At 56.8% G+C, this 20,760-nt stretch carries 18 protein-coding genes; 12 read left to right on the plus strand and 6 right to left on the minus strand.

The window, feature by feature from the left end; genetic code table 11:
- Nucleotides 1-96: 96 nt before the first annotated feature.
- Nucleotides 97-1,776 carry an ArnT family glycosyltransferase gene (locus ACE38U_RS07260; RefSeq protein ID WP_375529403.1) on the minus strand — a complete coding sequence of 560 codons (1,680 nt, stop codon included), beginning with the start codon at nt 1,774-1,776 and terminating at the stop codon, nt 97-99.
- Between the two features lie 374 nt (nt 1,777-2,150).
- Between ACE38U_RS07260 and ACE38U_RS07265 the strand changes: the two genes are divergently transcribed.
- The 11 genes from ACE38U_RS07265 to ACE38U_RS07315 all read left to right on the plus strand — a co-directional run bounded on the left by ACE38U_RS07265 (nt 2,151) and on the right by ACE38U_RS07315 (nt 13,764).
- Complete coding sequence (locus ACE38U_RS07265) at nt 2,151-4,295, plus strand: TonB-dependent receptor plug domain-containing protein (protein WP_375529404.1); 2,145 nt, start codon at nt 2,151-2,153, stop codon at nt 4,293-4,295.
- Entirely contained in the window at nt 4,295-5,137 is an 843-nt protein-coding gene (locus ACE38U_RS07270) for a heme/hemin ABC transporter substrate-binding protein (RefSeq protein WP_375529405.1), read from the plus strand. Before ACE38U_RS07265 ends, ACE38U_RS07270 begins: the two co-directional genes overlap by 1 nt.
- 29 nt (nt 5,138-5,166) lie before the next feature.
- Complete coding sequence (hutW, locus tag ACE38U_RS07275) at nt 5,167-6,513, plus strand: heme anaerobic degradation radical SAM methyltransferase ChuW/HutW (protein ID WP_375529406.1); 1,347 nt, start codon at nt 5,167-5,169, stop codon at nt 6,511-6,513.
- Nucleotides 6,510-7,007 (plus strand): heme utilization cystosolic carrier protein HutX, encoded by a 498-nt coding sequence (hutX, locus tag ACE38U_RS07280; protein WP_176983150.1) that lies wholly within the window; start codon nt 6,510-6,512, stop codon nt 7,005-7,007. Before hutW ends, hutX begins: the two co-directional genes overlap by 4 nt.
- Entirely contained in the window at nt 7,004-7,627 is a 624-nt protein-coding gene (locus tag ACE38U_RS07285) for an SDR family oxidoreductase (protein WP_375529407.1), read from the plus strand. Before hutX ends, ACE38U_RS07285 begins: the two co-directional genes overlap by 4 nt.
- Before the next feature lie 114 nt (nt 7,628-7,741).
- The gene (gene yghU, locus ACE38U_RS07290; protein ID WP_038476468.1) at nt 7,742-8,587 is read left to right on the plus strand and encodes a glutathione-dependent disulfide-bond oxidoreductase; all 846 of its coding nucleotides are present in this window, start codon (nt 7,742-7,744) and stop codon (nt 8,585-8,587) included.
- An 802-nt stretch (nt 8,588-9,389) separates the two neighbouring features.
- On the plus strand, nt 9,390-10,304 hold the full coding sequence (locus ACE38U_RS07295) for a metal ABC transporter substrate-binding protein (protein WP_038476471.1): 915 nt from the start codon (nt 9,390-9,392) through the stop codon (nt 10,302-10,304).
- Entirely contained in the window at nt 10,301-11,119 is an 819-nt protein-coding gene (locus ACE38U_RS07300; RefSeq protein WP_038476473.1) for a manganese/iron ABC transporter ATP-binding protein, read from the plus strand. The genes ACE38U_RS07295 and ACE38U_RS07300 overlap by 4 nt, the downstream gene beginning before the upstream one ends.
- Nucleotides 11,119-11,976 (plus strand): iron/manganese ABC transporter permease subunit SitC, encoded by an 858-nt coding sequence (sitC, locus tag ACE38U_RS07305; protein WP_008453328.1) that lies wholly within the window; start codon nt 11,119-11,121, stop codon nt 11,974-11,976. The genes ACE38U_RS07300 and sitC overlap by 1 nt, the downstream gene beginning before the upstream one ends.
- Nucleotides 11,973-12,821, plus strand: a complete 849-nt coding sequence (locus tag ACE38U_RS07310) for a metal ABC transporter permease (protein WP_038476476.1) — start codon at nt 11,973-11,975, stop codon at nt 12,819-12,821. The genes sitC and ACE38U_RS07310 overlap by 4 nt, the downstream gene beginning before the upstream one ends.
- A gap of 79 nt (nt 12,822-12,900) precedes the next feature.
- Nucleotides 12,901-13,764 carry a MurR/RpiR family transcriptional regulator gene (locus ACE38U_RS07315; protein ID WP_038476478.1) on the plus strand — a complete coding sequence of 288 codons (864 nt, stop codon included), beginning with the start codon at nt 12,901-12,903 and terminating at the stop codon, nt 13,762-13,764.
- Here the strand turns inward: ACE38U_RS07315 and ACE38U_RS07320 are convergent.
- Nucleotides 13,761-14,153 carry a RidA family protein gene (locus ACE38U_RS07320; RefSeq protein ID WP_038476481.1) on the minus strand — a complete coding sequence of 131 codons (393 nt, stop codon included), beginning with the start codon at nt 14,151-14,153 and terminating at the stop codon, nt 13,761-13,763. The genes ACE38U_RS07315 and ACE38U_RS07320 overlap by 4 nt on opposite strands.
- A 157-nt stretch (nt 14,154-14,310) precedes the next feature.
- On the minus strand, nt 14,311-15,747 hold the full coding sequence (locus ACE38U_RS07325; protein ID WP_375529442.1) for an N-acyl-D-amino-acid deacylase family protein: 1,437 nt from the start codon (nt 15,745-15,747) through the stop codon (nt 14,311-14,313).
- Nucleotides 15,748-15,949: 202 nt separating this feature from the next.
- Between ACE38U_RS07325 and ACE38U_RS07330 the strand changes: the two genes are divergently transcribed.
- Nucleotides 15,950-17,170 (plus strand): amino acid deaminase, encoded by a 1,221-nt coding sequence (locus ACE38U_RS07330; RefSeq protein WP_375529408.1) that lies wholly within the window; start codon nt 15,950-15,952, stop codon nt 17,168-17,170.
- Nucleotides 17,171-17,583: 413 nt separating this feature from the next.
- Here ACE38U_RS07330 and ACE38U_RS07335 read toward each other — a convergent pair whose 3' ends face one another.
- The 3 genes from ACE38U_RS07335 to ACE38U_RS07345 are packed head-to-tail and all read right to left on the minus strand — an operon-like array spanning nt 17,584 to nt 20,625.
- Complete coding sequence (locus tag ACE38U_RS07335; protein WP_375529409.1) at nt 17,584-18,912, minus strand: PTS sugar transporter subunit IIC; 1,329 nt, start codon at nt 18,910-18,912, stop codon at nt 17,584-17,586.
- Nucleotides 18,899-20,302 (minus strand): glycoside hydrolase family 1 protein, encoded by a 1,404-nt coding sequence (locus ACE38U_RS07340; protein ID WP_375529410.1) that lies wholly within the window; start codon nt 20,300-20,302, stop codon nt 18,899-18,901. Before ACE38U_RS07340 ends, ACE38U_RS07335 begins: the two co-directional genes overlap by 14 nt.
- Nucleotides 20,299-20,625, minus strand: coding sequence for a PTS sugar transporter subunit IIB (locus ACE38U_RS07345; protein ID WP_375529411.1), 327 nt, complete (start codon nt 20,623-20,625; stop codon nt 20,299-20,301). The genes ACE38U_RS07340 and ACE38U_RS07345 overlap by 4 nt, the downstream gene beginning before the upstream one ends.
- Nucleotides 20,626-20,760: the final 135 nt, after the last annotated feature.

The raw sequence follows: 20,760 nt of genomic DNA on the forward strand, positions 1-20,760 counted from the left end.
ACTATAGGCGTGTCGAATAAACTCTTCAGTGAGTGTTTGGTATCGGCGTGTAATGAAATGTACAACACACACGCTGCTGGCCTGCCAGGCTGTTTTTCAGCCGTTATTCCCCGACACGTCCCGGTAAACCATCAGATTGTTACGCTTCTCACCGGGACGATTATCTTCCCAGAAAAATGTCATTCCCGCAGGCGCAGGCTGTAGCTTATCGCCGAGCACAATCAGCCAGCGGCAATTCTCAGGCCTGCTGAAGGTCTTTTGTGGCCGATGCAGAATGCCGGCAAAGTAGTAGAGCATCGGTGCTTCAGATTCACCAATGCGGTAAGACGCCATACAGTCATTCGCCTGGTACTGCCCGGCAAGGTGACTTTTGAGATCGGTAAAGACGCCTTCGTAGCCTTTACTGTAATCGAACCAGCCGACCATCAAGGTAAACGCCACGCTCCAGACAGAGACCGCGCCTAATCCCCAACTCAGAGCGGCACGCAATGCCGGGTTGAGCGCACCAGATAAACGCGCGCGGCTAAACCACAGCGCAGTGATAGCCAGAGCAAACAGGCACAGCGGCCAGGAGAAATGCAGCTCGTAGCTCGTCGGCAGCCAACGCTCAAGAGGATCCAACCACCCTCTTTTATCGCCGCTAATCTTCAGCAGATAGACGCCCCACACCACCACCAGCAGGACTGACCAGAGCGCGGCGGCAAAATAAGAGAAATAACGTAGCGTTTTCTCTTTTATTAACGGCAGCAGCTGAGAGCCCAATATGGCCAGCGGGCCAACAAAGGGCATCAGATATAAAGCACGGCTGCTCGCCGACATCTGCAGAACAATAATCCCCAGCAGCGGAAACAGAGTAATAGCAAAGTCATCCTGACTCTTCAGGCGCTTAAGAGGGTGACGGAGAAAATATAGCGTTGCCAGTATGCCGGACGGCAGTGCAAAAAGCACAATCGCCTCGGGGACTCGCATCAGATTGGCTTTAGCCCCGAGCTTTGCAACAGAAAACCCCAGGAAGCGGCCAATGTTATTTTCCCAGAACCACACTATAAACAGATCCGGATGCTTCATATAAAGCAGTACCGGCCAGGGAAGAATAAAGGCAAGTGAAACGACTCCCGCAAGAATAACAGGCTTCCAAAAGGATTTTGTCCGGCATTGCGCGAAAAATAGAGAACTAAAAAATAGCGTTATCCACAGCACGCCGGGAATAAAAACGCCTTTCGATAACAGAGTGACCACCGTCCCCACGCAAACCCATACGGCCGAGGCGGCTATTTTTTCCTGACGGATAAGTCCTACAATGCCATAGAGCGCCACGGTTGCACCGGCAGTGAGGGCCGTATCGCTGAACATATCATGGCTGTGACGCAGAATGCCCGGAGCGCTGACATACACGGTGAAAGCTAGCCAAATACGGTAATCCGTCAGGCTTTCACTACGAAATACTCTCCTCGCCAGCAGAATAAAAAATGAAAAATTAATAACAGAAAACAATAACGTTGCGGTGCGAGCTGCATCATGCATCGGCAGTACGCCAGAGAATAAATGCACCATCAGCGTGGCCGTCCAGTAATAAAGCGGTGGTTTTTCCATAAAAGGCTCACCGGCATTCACAGGCACCAACCAGTTGCCTGTTTCATACATGGTTTGAATCACGCCAAAAGTATAATTTTCATCCTGCTTCCACGGCGTATGCCCATATATTCCCGGCAGTAAATAAATAAACAGAAAACCAATAAACAAAAGAAGTATTTTCCCATCCTTGCGCTGCAACATAAAAACATCACTCCTTTACATGATTTGACTGATTATTTCTGGCGGTAACTAACCAGGAGGCATTTGGAATTAAGGCATACCCTGCCGCAAGACATTACAAACCTGGAACACAACGGAAAATAAACAGCGTGCGTCATTCCAGGCTCATGGCAGCTTTTTGCGGGTTTGTTGATGAAATAAACAGGTTAGAAACATAAAAAGGATCGATCCTGCCATAGACATGGGACGCGCCCCCTCTTTTCAAAGACGCCGCGCAACTTTGACCAAAATCAAAGTTGCATCTGGTTAGCAGGTTAAACGGTGGATATGCGTGACCGGCCTGGATATAAAGGCGAACGATAATAACTATCATTACCGTTCGCAAGGATGAGTTTATGCCAGGGAAACGTAAAACCTACACGGCCTTTTCAGCCATACCTCTGTTTGTTGCGGGAGCCGTTGCCGCTCCCGCCGCTGCATTTGCCCAGGAAAACACCGCGCCTGAAGATACCATCATCGTCAGCGCCAGCCGCTCGGAAACCAACCTCTGGAACAGCCCGGTCACCGTCCAGGTCGTGGACAGAAAAACGCTTGAGAACTCAACCAGCGTCTCGATTGCCGACGATCTGCGTGACATTCCCGGCGTAGAAGTCACGGATAATTCACTGGCGGGGCGAAAGCAGATCCGCATCCGCGGGGAAGCCTCGTCACGCGTGCTGGTTTTGATTGATGGCCAGCAGGTCACCTGGCAGCGCGCCGGCCAGGACTACGGCGCGGGCCTGCTTATCGATGAATCCGCCCTGGAGCGAATTGAAGTTATTAAAGGCCCCTACTCCGTTCTTTATGGCTCACAGGCCATCGGCGGGGTGGTGAATTTCATCACCAAAAAAGGCGGTGACAAGCCGCTGGGCGGGCTGGTAAAAGCCACCTGGAACTCGGCAACGGCAGGCTGGCAGGAATCCGCCGCCGCCTGGGGCAGCATCGGCCAGTTCGACTATCGCATTAACGGCAGCTACTCGGATCAGGGCAACAGAAAAACGCCAGACGGACGGCTGGATAACACCCACTTCCGCAATAACGGCCAGGGCCTGTGGCTGGGCTACAGCTTCGACCGCCAGAAAATCGGCCTGTCTCTCGACCGCTACCGCCTCTCCACGCAAACCTGGTACAGCGATCCGGCTCACCAGTTCGATACTTTTAGCGTCAGGATCCCGGCAATGACGCGGGAAAAAATCGGGCTGTTTTACGATTATGACGTCGACGGAAACTACCTGAAAAAAACCCACCTCGATGCCTATAACCAGACCGTCGAACGCCAGTTTGAAAATGAAGTCGCCACTACGCAGCCGATTCCCTCGCCCATCATCCAGGCGTTAAGCGTTAAAAATCAGACCCAAACCCACGATAAGCAGTACACCCAGGGCGTGACGCTGCAAACTAACTTCTCGCTGCCGGCCGGGAACGATCTGGTGCTTGGGGCGCAGTATCAGCACGACAAAGTGAACCAGAATTCCAGCGGCTACACGCGCCAGACGGCGAAAACCGGGTTCTTTGATATCGAAACCCGCACCCGGTCGCAGGATAAATCAGAGCAAACTAATACCTCGCTGTTTGCTCAGAACGCCTGGCATCTGGCCGATGACTGGACCTGGACCGTGGGAGCCAGGCAATACTGGCTGGCCTCAAAGCTCATCAACAGCAGCTCGCAAACGGTTGAAGGCGGTGTGGCAACCAGCAGCACCAAAGGCGACAAGTCGACCAGCGATAGCCAGTTTGTGGGTGCCACCAGCCTGAACTACTCCGGGTTTAAAGATATCGAGCTGCGCGCCGCCTTTGCCCAGGGCTACGTCTTCCCGACGCTGGTACAGCAATTTATGCAAACCTCCGCCGGCGGCGGCCTGACTTATGGCAACCAGAACCTGAGCCCTGAACATTCCAATAACTACGAAATCGGTGCCCGCTATAAGGGCAATCTGTGGTTGGTGGACGGCACGGCATACTACTCCGAAGCGAAAGATTACATCGCTTCGCGGGCCTGCGAAGGGCAAGCCGTTTGTCAGGGAAACAGCGGCAGCGCACGAGCCGACTACCGCTACTACGACAATATCAATCGAGCCAAAACCTACGGCATAGAGCTCAGCGCCGAGTATAACGGCTGGGCCATCTCCCCTTATCTGAGCGGTAACCTCCTGCGTCGTCAGTATCAGAGCAGCACGTTGAAAACCTGGGATACCGGGGAACCCGCCGTTAACGGCCGCTTTGGGGTCAGGCATACGCTGATGCTCAACGCCATGAACCTCACCTCCGACGCCTTCATCCGCGCCGCTTCCCGAGCCAAAGAAAATACCGGCGACGGTGAAAGGCGCTACCCCGGCTGGGCTACGCTGAATCTGGCGGTAAATGCAGAATTTGGTGACAACGACCAGTACCAGGTCAACTTTGCGCTGAATAATCTGACCAACAAGCGCTACCAGACCGCCCACGAATCTATTCCGGAAGCGGGCTTCAATACGGCCCTCGGCTTTGGGTGGAAATTCTGATGAAGAAAAGTCATTTTGCCGTACTGCTGGCGCTGACGGCGTCATTTTCCACCGCTGCCGGCGAGCGGCTGGTTGTTGCCGGAGGTTCACTGACAGAACTCGTTTACGCGCTGGGCGCAGGCGCTCAGGTAGTTGGCGTAGACGAAACCACAGCCTGGCCGCCGGAAACGGAAAAATTGCCGCACACCGGCCCGTGGATGCAGCTCAGCAGCGAAGCCATATTGTCGCTGCGCCCTGAGCGCTTCATCACCTGGCAGGACGCTGGCCCACACATCGTCTTTGAACAGCTTAAAAAAACCAAAGTGAACGTGCTGTTGCTCCCACGAGTTCCCGCCACGGTCGAACAAATGTATGAAAATATTCAAACACTTGCTAATGCCCTGGGTAGCCCGCAGCAGGGCAAAGCACTGATTGCCAGCCTGCGCCAACGGCTGGAGGCCGTAGCCAAAAGCAGCGCCCTCAAACCCCATCCCGTCAGGGCGATGTTTATTCTCTCTGCAGGCGGCAGCCTGCCGCAGGTTGCCGGCGTGGGCAGCGTGGCCGACACCATCCTGAAAATGGCGGGAGCCAGCAATATCGCCGGGCATCGCCAGTATCAGAGCTACAGCACCGAAGCGATGATAGCTGCGAATCCGGACGTGATTGTCGCCACGACCCAAATGACGCAGGGCAACCCTGACGCGCTGAAGGCCATTCCCGGCATCACCCACACATCGGCCTGGAAAAATAAGCGGATAGTCATCATCGATCGGGCGCTGATCCTGGGCATGGGCCCGCGTATCGCAGAAGCCGTGGAACTACTGCATCACCAGTTTTGGCCTGATTCCGGCCAGAACGATTAAGGATTACTTCGAAATGAGCGACGCTGAACATGAAACCTGAACTGGATCTCCTGGCGCACTTCGCGCAACCCGGCGGGCAACCTTTTAAAGATCGTCACGCTACCATGCCGTGGCGCGGCGCTGCACCCGTTGCCAAAGAGCAGCTTGAGCAAACCTGGCAGCAGGTGATTGCCAGCCCGACGCCTCCCGGCAAAAGGCTGGTCTATCTGCATATTCCCTTCTGCGCAACGCACTGTACCTTCTGCGGTTTTTATCAGAATCGCTACGAAGAAGACCACTGCGAGCGTTACACCCACGCGCTGCTCAGGGAAATTGAGCTGGAGGCCAGCAGCCCGCTGCACCAGTCCGCGCCCATTCACGCCATCTACTTTGGCGGGGGCACGCCTTCGGCGCTTTCGGCAAAAGATTTGGCGCGGATCATTACCGCCCTGCGCCGCAGCCTGCCGCTGGCGCCTGACTGCGAAATCACCATTGAAGGCCGGGTGCTGAATTTTGACGATGAGCGCATCGATGCCTGCCTCGACGCGGGCGCAAACCGTTTCTCCATCGGCATTCAGTCGTTTAACAGCAAAATCCGCAAGAAAATGGCACGCACGTCCGACGGCCCCACCGCCCGGCGCTTTATGGAAAACCTCTGCAAACGCGATCGCGCCGCCGTGGTGTGCGACCTGCTGTTTGGCCTGCCGGGTCAGGATCGGCAACTGTGGGCAGAGGATCTGTCTATCGCGCGGGACATCGGCCTCGATGGCGTCGACCTTTATGCTCTGAACCTGCTGCCGCAAACGCCGCTGGGTAAAGCCGTGGAAAACGGACGTGTTGCGCTACCTTCACCGGCAGAACGCAGGGATCTGTACCTTCAGGGCTGCGACTTCATGGACAGCGCGGGCTGGCGCTGCATCAGCAACAGCCACTGGGCGCGCACCACGCGAGAGCGCAACCTCTACAACCTGCTGATAAAGCAAGGCGCAGACTGCCTGGCCTTTGGCTCAGGGGCGGGCGGCTCGGTCAACGGCTATTCCTGGATGGTTGAGCGTAACCTTGAAAACTGGCACACCGCCGTTGCCGCCGGGAAAAAGCCGCTGATGATGATGGCCCACACCACCGACCCTGGCTACCGCTGGCGGCATCGGCTGCAGGCCGGGATTGAAACTGCACGCGTGCCGCTCGATGAATTGACCGCTGATGCACATCTGCTCCAGCCGCTGCTCACCCAGTGGCATGAATCCGGCCTGACGCGCGATGACGCTCTCTGCCTGCGCCTGACCGACGAAGGCCGCTTCTGGGCCAGCAATATCTTCCAGTCCCTGCAGACGCTGATTTCGACCCTGAATACCCCAATAACAACGGACAACAATCCACAAGGAGCTCCCCTATGACTTCCGTTTCCCTCGCTGACTACTTAAAAACCCAGCCAGACGGCACGCTGGAATCCATCGCCGCACAATATAATGTCACCCTGCTGGACGTAGTGACTCAGTTGCCTGCTCTGGCCCTGGTCAGCGGCGAGCGATTTGACACAGTGTGGGATACCGTTGCCGAATGGGGCAGCGTCACCACGCTGGTGCATACCGCCGACCTGATTATTGAATTTTCCGGCGAGCTGCCTTCCGGCTTCCACCGCCACGGCTACTTCAACCTGCGCGGCAAGAAAGGCATGACGGGGCACATCAAGGCGAGCAACTGCACCCACATCGCGCTGATTGAGCGTAAATTTATGGGGATGGACACAGCCTCGATTCTGTTCTTCAATCAGGCGGGCAGCGCGATGCTGAAAATCTTCATCGGGCGCGACGATCATCGTCAGTTACTGGCAGACCAGCTCGCGGCTTTCCGGGCGCTGGCAGAGACACTTAAGGGAAATATTGCATGACGCCATGGTTAATTTTTGGAGCCGGGGGTAAAGGCGTAGGCGCGCTAACCGCGAAGCTGGCGCTGGCGGAAAGCCGCCCCGTTGTTGCGCTGGTGCGTAATGCAGAGGCCGCAGCAAAACTGCGGGAGGCTGGCGCTCAGGTGATTATCGGTGACGCCTGCGATGCAGACGCGGTCACAGAAGCCTGTCGCCTTGCGGGCCAGGACGCAACCGTCATCTCGACAATGGGCGGCGCGCAGGATTACCTGGCGCACCGCACCGTTATCGACTGCGCCGAAAAATCCGGGATCTCGCGGATGGTGCTGGTCACCTCTTTGGGCTGCGGAGAAAGCTGGGCTTACTTGTCCGACCGTGCAAAAGCTGGTTTCGGCCAGGCGGTGCGGGAAAAATCTCTCGCGGAAAGCTGGCTGCAAACCAGCACGCTGGACTTTGCCATCGTTCGCCCCGGCGGCCTGCTTCACGGCGAGCCAACCGGTAAGGCCGTTCTGAGCCAGGCCCCCGAAATTCACGGCATGGTGATGCGTGCCGACGTCGCCGCGCACGTGGCCGAACTGGCAAAAGCCCCCCGCCTGAACTGCCAGGTTTATGGCCTCGTTGAACCGGGGCTGAAACCGGCTTAACACCGTGCCGGGCTTTCGCTTTTCTGGCGGTATAGCCCGGCCAGCTCTTCCCTCTTGCTACACTTCCAGATAGTTTCATTAGATAACTAACCTGAGAAGAAGGCAGATAACGCTATGTCCGAACACAACTACCAGCCACCAAAAGTCTGGACCTGGAACAAGACCGAAGCAGGCCAGTTCTCCAGCATCAACCGCCCGGTTTCCGGCCCAACTCACGAAAAAACGCTGCCGGTCGGCAAGCATCCGCTGCAGCTTTATTCCCTTGGCACGCCTAACGGGCAGAAGGTGACTATTCTGCTGGAAGAGCTGCTGGCGCTGGGCATCAGCGGGGCAGAATACGACGCACACCTGATTCGTATCGGTGAAGGCGATCAGTTCTCCAGCGGCTTTGTAGAAGTAAACCCGAACTCCAAGATCCCGGCGCTGTTTGACCATTCCGTCACGCCGCCGCTGCGCGTATTTGAGTCCGGCAACATCCTGCTTTACCTCGCAGAAAAATTCGGCCACTTCCTGCCGAAGGACATCGCCGGGCGTACCGAAGCGCTGAACTGGCTGTTCTGGCTGCAGGGTTCTGCGCCATATCTGGGCGGCGGTTTCGGTCACTTCTACCACTATGCGCCGGTCAAAATTGAGTACGCCATCAACCGCTTTGCGATGGAAGCCAAGCGCCAGCTGGACGTGCTCGACAAACAGCTGGAGAATCATCGCTTTATCGCCGGAGATGAATACACCATCGCCGATATTGCGATCTTTACCTGGTACGGTGCGCTGGCAAAAGGCGGCCTGTACGAATCCGCCGAGTTCCTGGACGTGGCTTCTTATAAGCACTTTGGTCGCTGGGCCGATGAAGTGGCTAACCGCCCGGCGGTTAAACGCGGCCGCATCGTGAACCGCACTTGGGGCGATGTGCAGCTGGCCGAGCGCCATGATGCTTCAGATTTTGATGATTTAGGATTGTAGTACTCACCCTCTGGAAGAAGTCTCTTAGCCACAAATATCGTCCATGAAATTCGGCTAAGATTCCGTTCACTTCCAGTCCTGTTCACATGTCACCACCGAACCGGTGAACGACTCGGGGAAGTCACCGTCACTTCCCCGAGACCCCGGACTCCCGGCCAAATAAATCGACCGCTAAAGCGGCAGACCTCCGTTTTATCTCCCAGTCCTGGGTCGGCTGAGATGCGTTCCCGACGCTCTCAGCCTCCGGCCGTTCCCGACGTCCGGACCCTGGCCAGTCGGAGAGAAAACGGAGGCGATTTAAGCCGGAACCGTGCCTCGCTTCAAGCTTATAGCCACGCTGAACATAAAAGCCGCTGCAAGTCCCACAGCCACGCCCTTGTCCCCGGCTCTCATCGCCCCCGGTTATGACCCAACTCAGGCGGGGTTGAGCTGTCGGGAACAGCGAAAGAGAGCGATCGTCGGGAACGAATCGCGAACGACCCCGAATGTTTGGGTGATAGCCGGTGGGTTTACCGCTTCAGCGGCGATGAGCTCGCCGGGCGCCGGGGCTGTTCGGGGGATGGCGTTATCCCCCGGACACGTTCACCGTTTCTGAACGCACAGGGGAAATCGTTCTACAGGTGAACGGACCTTAGCAGATCCGGCATAGGCCGAGAACTTTATAGTGAAGAAACAACCTGAATGAGTTCCCCCACCTTTAAATCACACAAATGATAATTATTTGCATTTAATTATAGCAACAGCTATGTTTTATAGCAGTTGCTATAAACGCTGAATCTATAATCACTCGTGAGGGAAGACGATGCCCGGGAAACTGAAGTTAACGCAGAGTATTGTGGCCGCTGTCGCCGCGCTGGCTATGCTATTGGGCGCCGCTCAGGCGCAGGCAAAATTTAAGGCGATCACCACCTTTACTATCATCGCCGATATGGCGCAGAACGTGGCCGGAGACGCCGCTGACGTGGAGTCCATCACCAAGCCGGGGGCTGAAATCCATGAATACCAGCCCACGCCAGGGGACATTCGTCGGGCGCAGGGTGCTCAGCTAATTTTGACCAACGGGCTTAACCTCGAACTCTGGTTCGCGAAGTTTTATCAGCACCTGAAAGGCGTGCCTGAAGTCGTTGTCACCACCGGCATTCAACCCACGGGCATCACCGAAGGCCCTTATAACGGCAAACCTAACCCTCACGCATGGATGTCGCCGCAAAACGCGCTGATCTACGTCGATAATATCCGGGATGCGTTTATTAAATACGATCCGGACAACGCCGCGACCTATACCCGCAACGCTGAAGCCTACAAGCAGAAAATCCAGCAAACCATCGAGCCCCTGCGCAACGAGCTGGCAAAAATTCCGGCGGATAAGCGCTGGCTGGTCACCAGCGAAGGCGCATTCTCCTATCTCGCCAACGACTTTGGCCTGAAAGAACTCTATCTGTGGCCGATCAACGCCGATCAGCAGGGCACGCCGCAGCAGGTGCGCAAAGTGATCGACAGCATTCGGAAATACCAGATCCCGACGATTTTCAGCGAAAGTACCATTTCCGATAAGCCCGCTCGCCAGGCGGCCCGTGAGTCCGGCGCGCATTACGGCGGCGTGCTGTATGTCGACTCCCTGAGCGCGGCAAACGGCCCGGTTCCGACCTATCTTGACCTGCTTCGCGTCACCACCAGCACCATCGTTAACGGCATCAATGAAGGGCTGAAAAAATGAGTCGTCGTCCCGGTATCGTCGTTCAGGACGCCAGCGTCACCTATCGCAATGGCCATACGGCGCTGCGGGCGGCCAGCTTTGAAATTCCGACCGGCACCATTGCGGCGCTGGTTGGGGTCAACGGCTCAGGGAAATCGACGCTGTTTAAAGCGATCATGGGCTTTGTGCGCCTGGCCAGCGGCAGCATCTCGATTCTGGATATGCCCACGCGCAAGGCGCTACGCAACAACCTGGTGGCCTATGTTCCGCAGTCAGAGGACGTGGACTGGACGTTCCCGGTGCTGGTCGAAGATGTGGTAATGATGGGGCGTTTCGGCCATATGGGGATGCTGCGGATTCCCGGTAAGGCAGACAAGCTGGCGGTAGACAACGCCCTCGCTCGCGTAGGGATGAGCGACTTCCGCAAGCGCCAAATCGGCGAACTGTCCGGCGGGCAGAAAAAGCGTGTATTTCTTGCCCGCGCGATTGCCCAGGACGGCCAGGTGATCCTGCTGGACGAACCGTTTACCGGCGTGGACGTGAAAACGGAAGAGCAGATCATCAGCCTGCTGCGCGAGCTGCGGGACGAAGGCCGCACGATGCTGGTCTCGACCCACAACCTCGGCGCCGTAACCGACTACTGCGACTACACCGTGCTGGTGAAAGGCACCGTGCTGGCCTGCGGCCCGACCGACGTCACCTTTACCCAGGCAAACCTGGAGCTGGCCTTCAGCGGCGTGCTGCGCCACGTCACCTTAACCGGCAAAGAAACCAGCGTGCTCACCGACGACGAAAGGCCGTTTATCCACGGCGCAGCGTTAAAAGGGGAGCCGTAATGTCCGTCCTGCTCGAGCCGTTTAGCTATGGTTATATGTTCAACGCCATCTGGGTTTCGGCGCTGGTCGGCGGGGTCTGCGCCTTTCTCTCCTGCTACCTGATGCTGAAAGGCTGGTCGCTCATCGGCGATGCCCTTTCCCACTCCATCGTGCCCGGCGTTGCCGGCGCTTATATGCTCGGCCTGCCGTTTTCCATCGGCGCATTTTTCTCCGGCGGCCTCGCTGCAGGCACCATGCTGTTTTTAAACCAGCGCACGCGCCTGCGCGAAGACACCATTATTGGCCTTATCTTCTCGTCATTCTTTGGCCTTGGGCTGTTTATGGTGTCGCTCAACCCGACGTCAGTGAACATTCAGACCATCGTGCTCGGCAATATTCTGGCTATCGCCCCGTCGGATATCGTGCAGCTGGCAATTATCGGTTTTGTCTCGCTGGCGATTCTGCTGCTGAAGTGGAAAGACCTGATGGTGACCTTCTTCGACGAAAACCACGCCCGCTCCATCGGCCTTAATCCGCTGTGGCTAAAGGGATTATTCTTCACTCTGCTTTCTGCCACCACCGTGGCAGCGCTGCAAACCGTTGGCGCTTTTCTGGTGATTTGCATGGTGGTGACGCCGGGCGCAACGGCTTATCTGCTGACGGACCGCTTTCCTAAGCTGCTCATTATTTCCGTCACGTTAGGCACTTTTACCAGCGCATTCGGCACCTGGATAAGCTACTTCCTCGACGGCGCTACCGGCGGGATTATCGTAGTACTGCAAACGCTTATCTTCCTGCTGACCTTCGTGTTTGCGCCCAAACACGGCCTGCTGGCTAACCGTCGGCGCGCCCGCCTGAGCCTGGAGCAAACGCCATGAGCCTGTTAGATACCCTGCTTTCCCCCTTCCAGTTTGGCTTTATGATCAACGCCCTGACCATGACCACGCTGGTCGCCATTCCCTGTGCGCTGCTTTCCTGCTTCCTGGTGCTAAAAGGCTGGGCGCTGATGGGCGATGCCATGAGCCACGCGGTCTTCCCCGGCGTGGTGATCGCCTGGATGGTCGGCCTGCCGCTGGGCCTCGGTGCCTTTGTGGCCGGGCTGTTTTGTGCCTTTGCCACCGGCTATCTGCAGGACAACAGCCGTATCAAGCGCGACACGGTGATGGGCATCGTCTTCTCCGGCATGTTTGGCGCGGGGCTGGTGCTGTACGTTTACCTGAAGCCGGATATCCACCTCGACCACATTCTGTTTGGCGACATGCTGGGCGTAAGCTACAGCGATATTCTGCAAACAGGCGCTATCGTGCTGCTAACGGTAGTAGTAGTGGGGCTAAAATGGCGGGATTTGCTGCTGCATGCCTTCGATCCCATTCAGGCACAGGTTTCCGGCCTGAACGTTAAGCTGCTGAACTACGGCCTGCTCTGCCTGGTGTCGCTGACCATCGTCGCGGCGCTAAAGGCGGTGGGGATTATCCTCGCAATATCCCTGCTTATCGCACCAGGCGCTATCGCGTCGCTGCTTACGCGCACGTTCAAAGGCATGATGCTGGTCGCGCTTGTGCAGGCTATCGTGACGTCGTTTCTTGGCGTTTACCTTTCATTCTTTATCGACAGCGCGCCCGCGCCTACTATCGTCGTGCTCTCTGCGCTGGTATTTATCGCCGCGTTTATTCGAGCCACGATCGGGCAGCGGCGAATGGAAGCGATAAGCGAGCCATCCTGAACCCGCCTGAAGCGACCCGGGTAACGATTTTATGGTACAAAGTACCTTCTGTTTTTTGCACAAGTACCAGGGTCGCGCCATGAGCTACACCATCGATATTATCTCCTGCATCACCGACCGTTTCGTTGAGCTGACCGCCACCGAAAAGCGCATCGCGCAGTTTATTCTGGACGATGTGCAGGCCGCCGCCGCGCTGCCGATTTCGGAAATGGCGCGTCAGACGCAAACCAGCCAGGCCTCCATTACCCGCTTTGCCCGCGCCATCGGCTGCAAAGACGTGCGAGAACTCAAGGTCAAACTGGCCCAGTCGCTGGCGGTGGGCCAAAGATTTATTCTCGATGTGCCGGACCTTGAGGGCGTGCAGGGCATCTACGAAACCATCATCAACGTGCTGGATATCAATCGCCGTGCGCTAAACCCGGAATCGTTAAACAAGGCTGTGACCTGGCTGAGTAATGCGCGGCAAATCCTGGCGCTGGGCATGGGCGGCGGATCGACGATTTGTGCGCAGGAGTTGCAGTTCCGTCTGTTTCGCCTCGGCCTGCCGGTGGTGAGCCAAAGCGACGGTCTTCTGGCTAGAATGATGGCGGCGTCGGTGGCCTCTAACGATGTTGTTGTGGCCCTGTCGTTGGGAGGCTATACGCCAGAAGTAGTGGAAAGCGCGGCTATTGCGCGCCAGTACGGCGCAAAAATCGTCGCCATTACCCCGCAGGGTACGCCGCTGGCTGAACAGGCAGACATCGTACTGCCGCTGATTATTCGCGAGAACGACTACATTTTTAAGCCGAGCACCTCGCGCTACGCGATGCTGGCGATGATTGACGTGCTGGCCACCGAACTGGCGATGGCCAACAAAAGCCAGGCGAAGGACCGCCTGCGCCGCATCAAGCTGGCGCTGGACAGCCATCGCGGCGGGGCAGACAGGCAGCCGCTGGGCGATTAACCCCGATCGGCGCGGTAGCAGGTCACGTCCACTTCCACTTTGCAGTCCACCACCAGGTCAGCCACGCAGCACACGCGGGCCGGTGGGTGGTCGCCGAAGAAGTCGCGGAACACTTTATTGAAGGACTGGAAATAGCGGGCATCGGTCAGGTACACCTTCACGTGCACCACGTCGGCCAGGGTGTAACCCGCTTCCGTCATGATATCCACGCAGTTTTGAATCGCCAGCCGTGACTGGTCGATAATTCCGCCCTCAACCACTTCGCCGTCCTTCATCGGCGTCTGGCCGGACACATACAGCCATCCGGCCGCTTCGACAGCTTTAGCAAAAGGCAGCGGCTGCCCGCCGGTGCCGGTACTGCCGCCAACGCCATAACGTTTAATGCTCATCATTGCTCCTTGTGGATTAGTTTACCCTCACCCTCACCCTAACCCTCTCCCTGGAAGGGAGAGGGGACGAAGGTACATATTCCCCCTCACCAGATTTTATCTCGTTTTTCCCCCTCTCCTCTCTGGGGAGAGGGCCGGGGTGAGGGGAACGTTATATTCACTTCTGCCGACGCAGGAATCTCCCCGCCCGGCCAATCACTTTCTGCTCGAGCCCGTAGCTCATCACCCCATTCACCATCACCGCTTCAATACCAACGGCAGGCTGTTTCGGGTTACTGAAGCTCGCCACATCCCGCACTGTTGCCGGGTCGAACAACACCAGATCGGCATAATAGCCGCGCTTCACCAGGCCACGTTCGGGCAGTTGGAACCGCGCCGCCGACATCCCCGTCATCTTATGCACCGCCTGCGTCAGCGGGAAAAGCTTTTCGTCGCGGCTGTAGTGCCCCAGCACGCGTGGGAACGCCCCCCACAGGCGAGGATGCGGCATCGGGTCGTTCGGCAGCCCGTCTGACCCTACCATCGTTGCCGGGTAGCGCAGCACGCGCCGCACGTCCTGCTCGTCCATGTTGTAATAAATCGCGCCTGCGGGCATCAGTAATTTTCCCGCTTCGTGAAGTGACATCGACCAGCCCTCGGCAATTTGCTTCAGCGACTGCCCGGCGACCTCCGGATGCGGCTCGGACCAGGTGATCACGATGTCGAACTCATCGGTGATCTGCTTCATATCCAGCGTCGAAGAGCTGGCGGAATAAGGGTAACAATCGCAGGAAACGTCCTGCTGCTCGCGCACCTTATCGAACAGCTTCAGCGTTTCGACCGTGCGCCCCCAGTTCTTCGCCCCGGCGCATTTGTGGTGCGAGACCACCACCGGCACGTTTCCGTGGCGGCCAATGCGAAACGCTTCATCCAACGCGTCTAGAATCGGCTCAAACTCAGAGCGCAAATGAGTGGTGTAAATCCCCTTCTCCGCCGCCAGTTCCTCCGCCAGCGCCATCACCTCTTCGGTGGTGGACTGGAACGCGCTGGCATAGGCAAGCCCGGTGCTTAATCCCAGCGCGCCCTGCTGCAGGGCCAGCTTAAGCTGCTCGCGCATGGCGAGGATCTCTTCGTGCGTCGCCGGGCGGAACAGGTCATCCATCTGGTTATTACGCAGCGCGGTATGGCCGACAAGCGTGCCGACGTTGATAGCCGGGCGTGCCTGCTCCACGGCATGCGCATACGCCTCAACGGTGGGATAGACAAACTGATACGCCTCGCCCAACAGATTCATCGGGTCGGGCACCTGTGAGTTAATCGTTGCCCCCGCCGCGCTGATGCCGCAGTTGCCGACGATAACCGTGGTTACGCCCTGGCTTATCTTCGGTAGATACTCAGGGAAGCGGAGCACGTTGATGTCATCGTGCGTGTGAACATCAATAAATCCCGGGGCTAACACGCGTCCGCGGCCGTCGATTTCATGCGTGGCCTCACCGGAGATATACGGCGCAATATCGGCAATACGCTCGCCCTGCACCGCCACATCAGCCAGATATTCCGCACCGCCTGAACCGTCCATCACGGTGACATTCCTGAAGAGATAATCGAACTTCATCTGCGCCTCACGCCAGTCATAATCTGCGTGCAAGTTAACCATTTACAAGCCATAAAAACAGTGAAAAACTAAACAAAACCCTTGCAAATCAATGATACTTTTATTCATTAAATTTAAGATATTTGAATAATTAATATAAATAACATCAAGTTAAAATTGATACCTAATCTGAAAGATAGAATAACCCCGGAGATAATACGTTATGAAATACCAGGAGATTAACCTCGTCCCCCATAAGTCAGCCCTGATGCATTCCCCGGCCAACGTCCTCAATGAAGATGTCTGCCTGCCCGCCGCCCTGATCAAAAAATCTGCTCTGAAAAACAACATCAGGTGGATGCAGGACTATGCCAACGCGCGCGCCGTTTCGCTGGCACCGCACGGGAAAACAACCATGACGCCGTGGATCTTCCAGCAGCAGCAAAAAGCGGGGGCGTGGGCCATCGGCGTAGGCAGCGCATGGCAGGCCAGCATCGCGATGTCCGCCGGCATCGAGCGCGTGCTGATGGTGAATCAGTTGGTAGGGAAAGCGAACATGGCGCTGGTGTCGAAGCTGAAGCATAAACACGCTTCGGTCGACTACATCTGCTGCGTAGACAACGAGACGAACGCCCGCGCCCTGTCAGACTTCTTTAGCCAACAGGGCCAAACTCTCGACGTGCTGATTGAACTGGGCGTGCCCGGTGGCCGCTGCGGCTGTCGCAGCACGGAACAGGCGTTGGCGCTGGCAGAACATGTGGCTGAGTTACCCGGTTTGAATTTACGCGGCCTGGAGCTGTACGAAGGCGTGCTGCACGGCGAAAATCCACAGCCAAAAATAGAATCGTTGCTGCAAGACGCGGCGGCATTAGCCTGCCAGATGGCGCGCTATGTTGACGGCGAATTTCTGTTAACCGGCGCAGGCTCGGTCTGGTATGACGTAGTGTGCAATATCTGGCTCGCCGCAGAGAAACCGGCCAACTGCCGTATTGCGATCCGCCCCGGCTGCTACATCACCCACGACGGCGGTATCTATCAGGAAGCTCAGGAGCAGCTGATCGCGCGCGATCGGATCGCCTGCGATCTTGGCGGCGATCTGGTTTCCGCGCTGGAGCTGGTGGCCATGGTGCAGTCGGTGCCGGAAAGCGACCGGGCAATCGTGAATTTTGGCAAGCGAGACAGCGCGTTTGATGCAGGCCTGCCGCAGCCGATAGCGCACTACCGCCAGGGCAAGCCGCTGGCATCGCCGTCCGAAACCCTCGAAACCACCGGAATTATGGATCAGCACGCTATGCTGAAACTCAAGCCGGGCGCGGATGTGCAGGTCGGCGATATTCTGGTGTTCAGCACCTCACATCCGTGCCTGACGTTTGATAAGTGGAAAGCGCTGCTGCTGGTGGACGACGAGTATAACGTGCTGGATGAGTTAGAGACGGCGTTCTAGGTTGCTTTCTTCCACGATGATGCAGGGCCAGCGGAGGTTCCGTTCACTTCCAGCTCTGTTTCATATGTCACCCCCGCACTGGTGAACGTCTCGGGAGAATCACCGTCATTCCCCCGAGACCCCGGACTCCCGGCCAAATAAATCGACCGCTCAAGCGGCAGACCTCCGTTTTATCTCCCAGTCCTGGGTCGGAGAGAAAACGGAGGCGATTTAAGCCGGAACCGTGCCTCGCTTCTTATTTTTACCCTCACCCTAACCCTCTCCCTGGAAGGGCGAGGGGATAAACAATATTTCCCATAGCTTTTGTTTTCCCCCTCTCCCTGGAAGGGCGAGGGGATAAACAATGTTTCCCATAGCTTTTGTTTTCCCCCTCTCCCTCCGGGAGAGGGTCGGGGTGAGGGGCACTAGCAAATTTATTTCGCCTCAGCCAGCGCCTTAGCCTGCTCCTCTTCTTCCTTCTGCTGAAGCTCGGTTTCCAGCATCTTCTTCTCGTACGCCTTGAAGAACGGATAATAGATAGCCAGCGAGATAAAGAAGCAGATAAACACCAGCCCACAGGCAATCAGGTTCCAGTTAGTGGTGATCAGCGCCCCCAGCGGGGCCGGGAGGGTAAACGGCGGCTTCACCATCATGCGCGGGATCAGGCCGCTAATCGTGAACAGATACACCACCACGGTATTCACCATCGGCGCCAGAATAAACGGGATCGCGAGGATCGGATTCATCACGATCGGCGCGCCGAAAATCATTGGCTCATTGATGTTGAACAGCCCCGGAATAAACGACAGCTTGCCCAACTGCTTCAGGTAAATAACGCGGGAGCGAATAAACAGCACCACCAGCGCAAGCGTTGAGCCGGTGCCCCCCATCTGGGCGTACCACTGGAAGAATTGCTCGGTGAAAATATTCGGCAGCTCATAGGCGCTCACGCCGGACTGGAACAGCTCCATATTCTGCACGATCGCCTGATCCCACAGCGGGCGGATCAGCGGCCCCATCACCGCATGACCGTGGATACCCAGCACCCAGAACACGTCGATAAAGAACTGGGTGACAATCCCGCCAAACAGGTTGGTACCGGTCATAAAGCCCTTCAGCGGCATAATGATGTAGCTGATGATGGCGTTAATATCGATGTTCAGGAAGTGGCGAGGTATCCAGAACACCAGCACCACGGCAAGCGTCGGGAACAGCGCCGAAAACGAGCTGGCGACCACCGGCGGCACGCCCGCAGGCATTTTGATTTCGATGTTGCGGACTTTGATAAAGCGGTAAATCTCAATGGCAATCAGCGAGGAGATAATCGCCCCAAACAGCCCCTGAGAGCTTAGCGACGTAACAGGAATATAGCGCCCCGCCACCGCTTCACCCGCCACGGTCACGCCCTGCTTGATATTTACCGGCACAATCATCAGCAACGTCGCCAGCATCGCCAGCAGGCCGCTGGTGATATCGTTCAGCTTGTAGCTTTTACCGAGGAACGAGCCGATGGTAAACGCGGCGTACAGCGACATCAGCCCGACGGTAAAGCGGAACGGCACGTCCAGCATATCGCGCCACGGCGCAATAAAGTCCATGTAGCCCTTAATCGGGATATTCAGCAGGATCACGAAGAAAGAGCCGACGATGGTCAGCGGCAAAATAGAGATAAGCCCGTTGCGTATCGCCTGCATATGGCGCTGGTTGCCGATAGCGTTCGCCACCGGCATCAGCTTGTCGGCTAACTTATCAAAGGTCGACATGGTCAGCCTCCTCAAACCCGTTGTTCTCGATCACGCCACGGAACCAGCGCCCGGACTTTTTCAGCGAACGCTGCTGCGTCGCTAAATCAAGCCGGTAGAAACCGTAGCGATTTTTATAGGCGTTCTGCCACGACCAGCAGTCGATAAAGGTCCACATCTGGTAGCCCAGGCACTGGCTGCCTTCCGCCATCGCTTTATGCAGCCAGGTTAAGTGCTCCCGAAGAAACTCGATGCGGTAATCGTCCTGCACTTCGCCGTCCACCATGAACTGCTCTTCGTCCATGATGCCAATGCCATTTTCCGAGACGAACCACGGCAGGTTGCCGTAGCGCTCTTTCACCAGCATGGCGATGTCGTACAGCGCGGGCGGGTAAATCTCGATGCCACGCGAGGTATTCATGCGCCGCCCCGGCATCACGTACTCTTCAAAAAAACGCTCCGGCACAAACCCGTGAGGCTCTTCAAGCAGCGTTTCACGCGCCTTAACCCGGCGTGGGCGATAGTAATTGATGCCCAGCAAATCAACGCGGGTCGCGGCAATCAGCTCACAGTCACCCGGCAATACCTTCGGCAGCACATCGTATTCTTTCAGCAGTGCCACCAGCTCGTCGGGGTAGCGCCCAAGCAGCATCGGTTCGTTAATGCTGCGCGTGTAGAACAGGTCAGCCATTTCCGCAGCCCGCAGATCTTCCGGGCTGTCGCTGCGCGGATAAACGGGGATGACGTCCATGATGATGCCAATCTGCCCGTCCAGGTTCATTTCTCGCCAGGCGGCCACCGCCTTACAGTGGGCGATAACAATGTGGTGCAGCACCTGGGCCGCACGGCGAAAATCCGTCACGTAAGGATAATGGCGTGGATGTAAATAACCTGCCTCGGCGGGGATAAGCGGCTCGTTGAAGGTAAACCAGTAACGCACGCGGTCGCCAAACAGCCGGTAGCAAATTCCCGCATAGCGAGCGAAAGCGTCCACCACCTCGCGGTTCTCAAATCCGCCCTTTGCCTGCAGCGCCATCGGCATATCAAAATGGTAGAGATTGATAAAAGGCTCGATCCCCCGGCGAATCAGCTCATCAATCACGTCGCTGTAAAACTGCACGGCCTGAGGATTGACCTCGCCGTCGCCATCAGGGATCAGCCGGGACCAGGAAATCGACGTGCGGAATGAATTCAGGCCAATGTTTTTCGCCAGCTGAATGTCTTCCCGCCAGCGCTGGTAAAACGTAGAGGTATCGTCAGCGGTGACGCCGTTGTAAAAACGGCTGTTAAACTCGTGCGAGGCGTAATCCCAGATATTCTCGCCCTTGCCATCGCCCTCAACTCGTCCCTCAGACTGCGTGGCGCTGGTCGCCGTGCCCCACCAGAATTTGTCGGGAAAACGGTATTTCATACGGACCCCTGGCCAGCAGTTTTCAGCAGCGAAAGCGCGTGATCCAGCACCTTATCACCCTGCATTGAGCCGTAATGCATCATGTCGATGGCCGCCACCGGAACGCCGTGAGGTGCCGCCGCCGCGCTCAGGTTTTGCAACTGGAACTTCACCTGCGGCCCGAGCAGGATGACATCGGCTTCATCGATGATCTGGTCGAAATCTGACACCGGCACGGCGGTAATTTCCACCGCCACATCGCGGCTGTGCGCGGACTGCTTCATTCTTTCCACTAACATGCTGGTGGACATTCCCGCAGCACAGCATAAGAAGATTTTTTTCATCGTTTTTCCCTCAGAGAATCAATGCAGTGTCCGCGGTATGCGGCCAAATATATTCTGGGTAGCGGCGAAAAAAGCCACAAGTGAGGGGTGGCACAGATTTGCTTTTAACGGCTGGTACTTTTGGCGAAATAAATG

The sequence above is a fragment of the Cedecea selenatireducens genome (assembly GCF_042138895.1).
Taxonomy (GTDB): Bacteria; Pseudomonadota; Gammaproteobacteria; order Enterobacterales; family Enterobacteriaceae; genus Cedecea; species Cedecea selenatireducens.